This is a genomic window from Desulfobacterales bacterium (genome assembly GCA_028704555.1).
Taxonomy (GTDB): Bacteria; Desulfobacterota; Desulfobacteria; order Desulfobacterales; family JAQWFD01; genus JAQWFD01.
Genome location: JAQWFD010000042.1, coordinates 25,730 through 32,749, shown reverse-complemented (window position 1 = coordinate 32,749; position 7,020 = coordinate 25,730). Strand labels below are relative to the sequence as shown.

The 7,020-nt window shown below is 49.8% G+C and carries 8 protein-coding genes; 6 read left to right on the top strand and 2 right to left on the bottom strand.

All coding sequences use genetic code 11. The annotated features are described in order from the left end of the window. The first annotated feature begins 129 nt into the window (after nt 1–129). Together PHQ97_13600 and PHQ97_13595 are read left to right on the top strand one after the other, a co-directional pair. On the top strand, nt 130–273 hold the full coding sequence (locus PHQ97_13600) for a hypothetical protein (GenBank protein ID MDD4393771.1): 144 nt from the start codon (nt 130–132) through the stop codon (nt 271–273). A 378-nt stretch (nt 274–651) separates the two neighbouring features. Continuing rightward, nucleotides 652–816 carry a hypothetical protein gene (locus PHQ97_13595; protein MDD4393770.1) on the top strand — a complete coding sequence of 55 codons (165 nt, stop codon included), beginning with the start codon at nt 652–654 and terminating at the stop codon, nt 814–816. A 69-nt stretch (nt 817–885) separates the two neighbouring features. On the opposite strand, the gene rtcA is transcribed toward PHQ97_13595, so the two are convergent. Then, nucleotides 886–1,950 carry an RNA 3'-terminal phosphate cyclase gene (rtcA, locus tag PHQ97_13590; protein ID MDD4393769.1) on the bottom strand — a complete coding sequence of 355 codons (1,065 nt, stop codon included), beginning with the start codon at nt 1,948–1,950 and terminating at the stop codon, nt 886–888. Nucleotides 1,951–2,148: 198 nt separating this feature from the next. On the opposite strand from rtcA, the gene PHQ97_13585 reads away from it, so the two are divergent. From PHQ97_13585 to PHQ97_13570, 4 genes are all read left to right on the top strand, one after another. Then, nucleotides 2,149–2,673 carry a hypothetical protein gene (locus tag PHQ97_13585; GenBank protein MDD4393768.1) on the top strand — a complete coding sequence of 175 codons (525 nt, stop codon included), beginning with the start codon at nt 2,149–2,151 and terminating at the stop codon, nt 2,671–2,673. Between the two features lie 164 nt (nt 2,674–2,837). Continuing rightward, on the top strand, nt 2,838–3,881 hold the full coding sequence (locus tag PHQ97_13580; GenBank protein MDD4393767.1) for a cation diffusion facilitator family transporter: 1,044 nt from the start codon (nt 2,838–2,840) through the stop codon (nt 3,879–3,881). Nucleotides 3,882–3,974: 93 nt separating this feature from the next. After that, nucleotides 3,975–4,955, top strand: a complete 981-nt coding sequence (locus PHQ97_13575; protein MDD4393766.1) for an NAD(P)H-quinone oxidoreductase — start codon at nt 3,975–3,977, stop codon at nt 4,953–4,955. 302 nt (nt 4,956–5,257) lie between these two features. Continuing rightward, on the top strand, nt 5,258–5,788 hold the full coding sequence (locus tag PHQ97_13570; GenBank protein MDD4393765.1) for a hypothetical protein: 531 nt from the start codon (nt 5,258–5,260) through the stop codon (nt 5,786–5,788). A gap of 153 nt (nt 5,789–5,941) precedes the next feature. On the opposite strand, the gene PHQ97_13565 is transcribed toward PHQ97_13570, so the two are convergent. After that, nucleotides 5,942–6,802, bottom strand: coding sequence for a ferritin-like domain-containing protein (locus PHQ97_13565; GenBank protein ID MDD4393764.1), 861 nt, complete (start codon nt 6,800–6,802; stop codon nt 5,942–5,944). Between the last annotated feature and the right edge of the window lie 218 nt (nt 6,803–7,020).

The following is a 7,020-nucleotide window of genomic DNA, read 5'->3' as shown; positions in this document are numbered from 1 at the left end:
TGGGTCACTACATTGACTTTCAAAAAATTCTGATCTAAAAATATCAGATAGTTAGATGACTCATATGGCTCAATTTGGCCAAATTTCATCCTCTACGCCATCAATTTTGGCGAACTTGGGTTAGGAAGAATGAACCAGTATCATATCGCCCGGAACAATTCAACAGCATGCTTGAAGTGGTCTATCTTTGCCGTTTCCATCGCCCATCGTCGTCTGTGCCCTCACAGCGCCGGGGTGCCGGAGGTGCATACGACACGACAGCGCACCCGGTAGCTGAAAGGCCACACCTGACCGCCGTTCAGGGCCTTCAGACAGAATAACCGTGATCCATGAAAGTCATTGACACGGTTATCACTATGGGTATATTTTTGAATATCAATTCGTTACCGATCCAACTGTGCAGACCCGTCATTTATATACTCAACATTCCTGATATCACATTATCATACGGCGCATCGTTCGTGACCTTCCGGAAACCGGATAGTTCTTTTTCAAATTCAAGGACTGCAAAAATTTCAACCAACGCAAAACCTGACGTATTTCAAGGACTAAATCTTCTCCTGACCCACATGGGGATAATAGACAATTTCGATCAGCAATCTCTGTAAACCCCGGAAAACGGATTTGTAACCGAAAAAGCGGAGGTAACCGATGGATGTATGGATAGCCTTTCTGACAGGATCAGCGATAACCTTTTTTGCATGCGCCTTTATTTTCGGATTATTGAATATCGGTAAAAAACCGGATTCAAAACCGGATATGTCTTCTGCCGGTCACCTGCCGGCCGGAAATCAGCACCCGGCAACCGATCCATAAGCGTCTGAGGCAACCAGAAAAATCCCCTGAGCCGGGTAGGATTGCGAAAAAATATCTTCCATCCGGACGTCAGACAACCCGGATGATGCCGTTTTGTTCATCGATATCGAATGCCACGTCGATGAACTGCTCACAGACATAACAGTTGGAACGGATATGACCGGTGATCTGATTGGTTTTCATGCGACCGCGCGCCAGTGCCAGCAACGGGATCAGGTTGTCGGCCAGATGGCAGTCAACTGCCGCATCCGAATTCAACAATTCAAAAAGTTTTGTCGCGGCTGTTTCGCCCACGATTTCAGCGCGTTTGCCCCTCTGCCCCAGGCAATCGGCCCCCATGGATACACCGCCCCGGCTACCGACCGCCCACAGCGTAATAATGGCGCCGCTGGAAGCCGACGGGCTATATTGCTCCATGATGTCCACCGGCCACAACCCGTTAAGCCTGTTCGTAGCGCCCGAAATCATCCGCTTTGACACCTCGGCCTTCTTCAGCGACCCGGAAGCTGATGCCACCCCCTTTATACAGACCGGCTGTTCTTTTTCCAGCAGCATGATCGGGGCCACTTTGCTGCGCAAATACCGGAGGAAATGGCCCATCGTATCAAAATCGTCGATGTGATATCCGGGCCGGACGGTAATATCCACCCGGCCCTGTCCTTTCGGGAAAAAGCCCCTGCGAATGACATGGCTGTCGATGCCGGCAAACGCATTGGCATAGGGCACGATGATGTGCTTGAAATAATCGATGGGGATGCTCCACCTCGTATCCGTACCACCGGTAAGCATCAGATCAATACGGCTGCCGGCAAACATGAGCGGCAGCATCAGGGATTGAAGCAGGAGGGTAATGGAACCGGCCGTGCCGATATCAATCGCCAGGGTCTTTGGAACCAGCCTGCCCGGAACAAATTCAATGCGGGAGGATTTCAATGCCCCGCCCTCGACCTTTGCCCCCGTAAGCTGTTGAAGCGCATCGATACAGGACAGATGCTGCCGTTTCAAACCGGGAACCGGACGGTTATGCCGGATGTTTACGGCTCGAAACGGCTTTCGGGTAAGTGCCGAAAATGCCAGAGCGGTCCGGATGATTTGTCCGCCGCCTTCCATATATGACCCATCGATGGTTATCATAGTCCTGTCAGTGATCTGTTATCTTGTTACCCGCCTTTTTTACGTTCCCTGCTGCCTGATTTTTTTACCCTGACATCTCTCATCGAATTTTTAATTGGCATTGGCGAAACATTGAATTAGAGTGTTTTTAAATTAGCATTGGAATCGGTCCGCTGTCAATTTCGCTGTTTTACGCCTGAGGTTTCTTTACGGGAAATTATGAAAAAAATTCTGATCGATGCGTCATCTGCCATTCTTCTTTATAAATCCGGTCTGTTTGATATCCTGACCCGTACGTTTTGCACCCGTATGACAGCGTCCGTTTATGAAGAGGTGACACATGATGGCTATCCGGGTGCCATGGCATTCAAAAATTTACTGAACGCAGATAGATTTACCGTTACCCCCTCCGCATCGGGGAAACCATTGTGCCGGGATCATCTCCCCGCCATGAACGCCCTGGACAGGGGTGAAAGGGATACGATCGGCGAGTATATCCACAGGGGAGGCGCTGATTTTATCATCATAGACGACGGAAAAGGCGCCGGATATTGCAGAGATAACGATATCCCATACATCAACGCGCTTCTGTTCCCAAAAATTCTGTTCATGTCCCGGGAACTGACGGAGCCCGAATGCGTCAGTAAGATGGAGGAAATTATGAAAATCGGCAGATATTCCGCAACGGTGATAGCCTTTGCGGGACACTGCACAAAATCCGATCTCGACTTTTTCCGGCCCTGAAAATTCACTGCGATTGCGCCGGATCGGATCAAAATAAAACCATCAAAGATGGTTTGACAAAACTTTACATACGTATATAACATAAACTCAAAAAAGATAAAAAACAGGCGCTTTAACAGGCGCCGCTCTTCAGGAAAGACTTTCATCCCGAGGTATTGATCCGTTTGAAACTCAACGCCAAATCCAAGCCATATCCGCCGGAGCGCTCTCAACACAAACTCCGAATCACGGCCATCGCTTTTTCCTTTGCCATCGGGTTGATTTTGATGCTCGCCAAATTTTATGCGTGGTTTCTGACCGGCTCTTCGGCGATACTGTCAGATGCCCTTGAATCGATCATTAACGTTGTGGCTGCTGCATTTGCCATGGGCAGCATTCTGCTGGCCGCCAAGCCGCCGGATGAAAGCCATCCCTACGGTCACGGCAAAATCGAATTTTTTTCTGCCGGGTTTGAAGGCGCGCTGATTGTTCTCGCGGCAATTGTAATATTTCATACAAGTATATCCCGGATGCTGAACCCGCAACCGCTTTCCTACCTTAAAGAAGGGCTGTATCTTCTGGCGGCTGCCGGCATCATCAATCTCATTCTGGGTATTCAGCTTGTCCGGACAGGAGAAAAAACCCGATCTCTGGCGCTCTACGCGGACGGCAAGCACATCCTGACCGATGTATATACTTCGGGCGGCGTCCTGATAGGGTTGGTAATGGTAAAACTGACCGGCTGGTACCAGTTTGACGGAATTATAGCCTCAGCGGCCGGATTAAACATTTTAATCTCCGGCGGTAAACTGATCCGACGGGCCTTTGCAGGTTTGATGGATGAATCCGATCCCGACCTGCTTCAACAGATTGCAACCCTGCTTGCCGAACGGCGCAAAGATATCTGGATTGATATCCATCAACTTCGGGCATTTAGTTCCGGGAATCAGATTCACATTGACTTTCATCTGATACTTCCCCGAAATCTGAGTCTGGAAGAGGCCCACCGGGAAGCAAAGATCATGGAAAAAATCATCGATGATCATTTCCATGGAGAAACCAGCGTACTGATACACATGGACCCCTGTACTATCCAGAATTGTCCGATATGTTCCCGGAATCTATGCAAACTTCGTCAGACCCGGACAGAATCGGTCATTGACTGGAATCGAAAAACCCTGACAGCCAATAAGAAAAAACCATTTCACGAACAAAGCAACTCCGCTTGACTTGACGTCATCTGACCCATACCGGCAGGTCAACCGCATTCCAACACACGGACAGGTCTCTCCCTCCGAAGGGGGATTCCGGGGAGGAAAACAATGAAGGCGATAGTGCTCAACGGTTTTGGCGGACCGGATGTCATGAGTGTCGAAGAGGTCGATAAACCGGTCGTATCCGAAGGCCAGGTTCTCGTTAACGTCAAGGCTACCTCTGTCAATGCACCGGATCTTGTTCAACGGAAGGGGAAATATCCTCCCCCGAAAGGCGACTCTGATATCCCCGGTGTGGAAATGGCCGGCATCATCGAATCGGTTGGAGCCGGTGTCACATCCTGGCAACCGGGCGATCGGGTCATGAGTCTGGTCGGGGGCGGCGGATATGCCGAATATGCCACTGCCTGGGCTGATCATTTGATCCGGATCCCGGATTCCATGCGCTTTGAGCAGGCGGCCTGTGTCTGCGAAACTTACATCACGGCCTTTTTGAATATATTCATGACCGGAAATTTCAAAAATGGCGAATCCATTTTAATCCATGGCGGGGGCGGCGGCGTGAACACGGCAGCCGTTCAACTGTGCAAAACGCTTACACCCGATTCAACAGTCATGGTAACCGCATCGCCCGGAAAAATTGAACGCGTCAGACAGCTGGGGGCCGATGTGGTAATCAACTACAAAGAGCAGGCCTTTGTGGAAGAAATCAAATCCGTTACCGGAAAAAAAGGCGTCCATCTCATACTGGACCACATCGGGGCCGATTATCTCGAACCCAACATGAAATCCCTGGCCTGTGGGGGGAAACTCATCATCATCGGCGTTACCAGCGGCATCAAGGCTGAGCTGAATCTGGCGCTGATGATGGTCAAACGTCAGCAGATTATCGGCTCCGTTCTCCGGTCGCGTTCCATACCGGAAAAAGCAGCCATTACCGCGGAATTTACCCGAACCGTTCTTCCTAAATTTGCCGACCAGTCCATCACCCCGGTCATCTGGAACGTTTTCCCCCTGGAGCAGGTCCGGGAGGCTCACGCGGCCATGGAAGAAAGCCGCCATTTTGGGAAAATTGTGATGACGGTATAAAAAAAGGACTGAGTGCTATTACCCGTCAAATTTAAGGCTTTCAATTTCAACATATCCGAATTTTCCCGATAGACAAATTGCATACCTCATAGAATAATTGAACTTGATCATAACTGCGGCCATATTCTCTTACGTGTAGTTTCAAAGTCCCGGCCGTTGTCTCCGTATCGTGCTGGAGAAGCCTGAAACGGCCGATACGGGCCTCACGGCGTTATGGCCGCAGTTATGAACAATTGAATTAAAACAATCGGAAATTTGTCATTTCCCCCACCCTTCATGAATTGACGGTAAAGGAGACCACTATGTTTGAACTCAAACGTTTATCAAATGAATCAGTCCCGCGTGCCATCGAAAAAGCCGAGCATTACCGTTTGCTGAAAGAACCGGTTGAATCGGAAAGTATTTGTCGCGATATTCTCGAAATTGATCCGGACAATCAGAGAGCCATCACCACCCTGGTCCTGGCTCTGACAGATCAGTTCGGACAACGCCAGAATCCCGATGCCTTCCGGGAGGCATCCGAAATTGTGAATCGATTGAGCGATGAATACCGGAAATTATATTACACCGGAATCATTTTAGAACGCCGCGCCAAAGCCTATATCAACCAGGGAGCGCCCGGTGCCGGTCAAGTGGCATATGAATGGTTTGCCAGAGCGATGAGCTGTTTTCAAAAGGCCATGGAGTTAAGCCCTGCGGAAAATGAAGATGCCATTCTCCGGTGGAATTCCTGCGTGCGCATTCAGATGCGCAATCCGGATATAGCCAAAGCCACGGGAGTTGAAAGCGTCATCATGGATGATGATCCGTCGGGACCGTGGGGTGCAAGATAACCCCATTTTGTTTATGCAACGCCGGAGATAACTTAACGTGGTCAAGTGGTCGGACAGTAGCGGCAGTTCTGTATAACCGAAAGCGGCAGATGCCTGGAAAAGCATCTGCCGCTTTCGGTTATACAGAACGGATGGCATTGCCCTGCGGGCAGGTCATTTTTCGGATCTCAACCAGTCCTCTATCTCCTGCGCCTCATACTCCTCTTGTTGAATTGACAGATCCAGGTTGTTACGCAGTCCGGAATGCCCTTCAGTCTCACGATCATTTTTCAGATCAATATGCATCTGCCTGATTTTATTTACATCTTCAAGCGCTCTGCGAAGTGAAACACCGATGGCTACGCTTTTATCAATTTTCCCCAGTCGCAATCGGGGTTCAATCCCGTTATCAGTCACCTCCTCGGCGACATGGGCAAGCTGTTTCATTTTGGTCATGGAAAAATCCATAATCTGCCAGCCGGTCATCGGCGATGTCTGAAATACCCAGGAATCACGAACCGCCTGAAGCATCTGGGTATATTTGGCTTCAATGATGTGTTGCAGCTTGTCCGTCAATCCCGCCGGCAATTCGTTTTCAGCGCCCGGCACCCCCTTTGCCTGCTCAGGAGACAGTTTGTCCAGAAGTCTCTGAAATTTCACGGCATGTATTTCAGATTCCCAGGCCTCCCGGTGAAGCACCCGCCGGAGATGGGGGTCACTGGCCCTCTCCGCTTCTCCGTGATAATGTGGAATCAGTTTCTTTTCGTATGCCACATAGGACCTGAGCAGGGACGCCCGGCTGGTCGGGTCAAACGGATAAGGCGCCGGTTTCAGATCCGGTTCGCCGCCCATCTGTCCGATAATCATCCCCAGCCAGTGCATATGCCACATCTCCTCTCTGGCGCGGGAGAGCAGACTCGCCCCGATCGGCGTATCCTCGCCCTCCAGGTAGCCGTGCACCAGATAACGAATAATGGCGGCGTGTTCATCAGCCAGATCCCTGTTAAGCATCGTGATCAATTCCTGATTATTCATCGTTCACCTCCGAAGTATTTTTTTCAGGACCATATCAATTTATAAAAAGCGCCTCTGCCGGATAGATTTCTGTCGATTTAAAATAATTCTGAAAACAGCGTTGTGGTAACGACAACCGCTTATGGTATAAAAACACACATCTCTTTCAAGATAATAAAATCAGTTACCCGTGTCAAACACATCCTCATGGCAAATATAATACCACCCCTTCCGGCTCA

What these genes read in the sequence shown, in the direction of transcription:
- rtcA (MDD4393769.1), bottom strand. Translation starts at nt 1,950, where the DNA reads ATGATAACCATCGATGGGTCATATATGGAAGGCGGCGGACAAATCATC.
- PHQ97_13585 (MDD4393768.1), top strand. Translation starts at nt 2,149, where the DNA reads ATGAAAAAAATTCTGATCGATGCGTCATCTGCCATTCTTCTTTATAAA.
- PHQ97_13570 (MDD4393765.1), top strand. Translation starts at nt 5,258, where the DNA reads ATGTTTGAACTCAAACGTTTATCAAATGAATCAGTCCCGCGTGCCATC.
- PHQ97_13565 (MDD4393764.1), bottom strand. Translation starts at nt 6,802, where the DNA reads ATGAATAATCAGGAATTGATCACGATGCTTAACAGGGATCTGGCTGAT.
- PHQ97_13595 (MDD4393770.1), top strand. Translation starts at nt 652, where the DNA reads ATGGATGTATGGATAGCCTTTCTGACAGGATCAGCGATAACCTTTTTT.
- PHQ97_13600 (MDD4393771.1), top strand. Translation starts at nt 130, where the DNA reads ATGAACCAGTATCATATCGCCCGGAACAATTCAACAGCATGCTTGAAG.
- PHQ97_13575 (MDD4393766.1), top strand. Translation starts at nt 3,975, where the DNA reads ATGAAGGCGATAGTGCTCAACGGTTTTGGCGGACCGGATGTCATGAGT.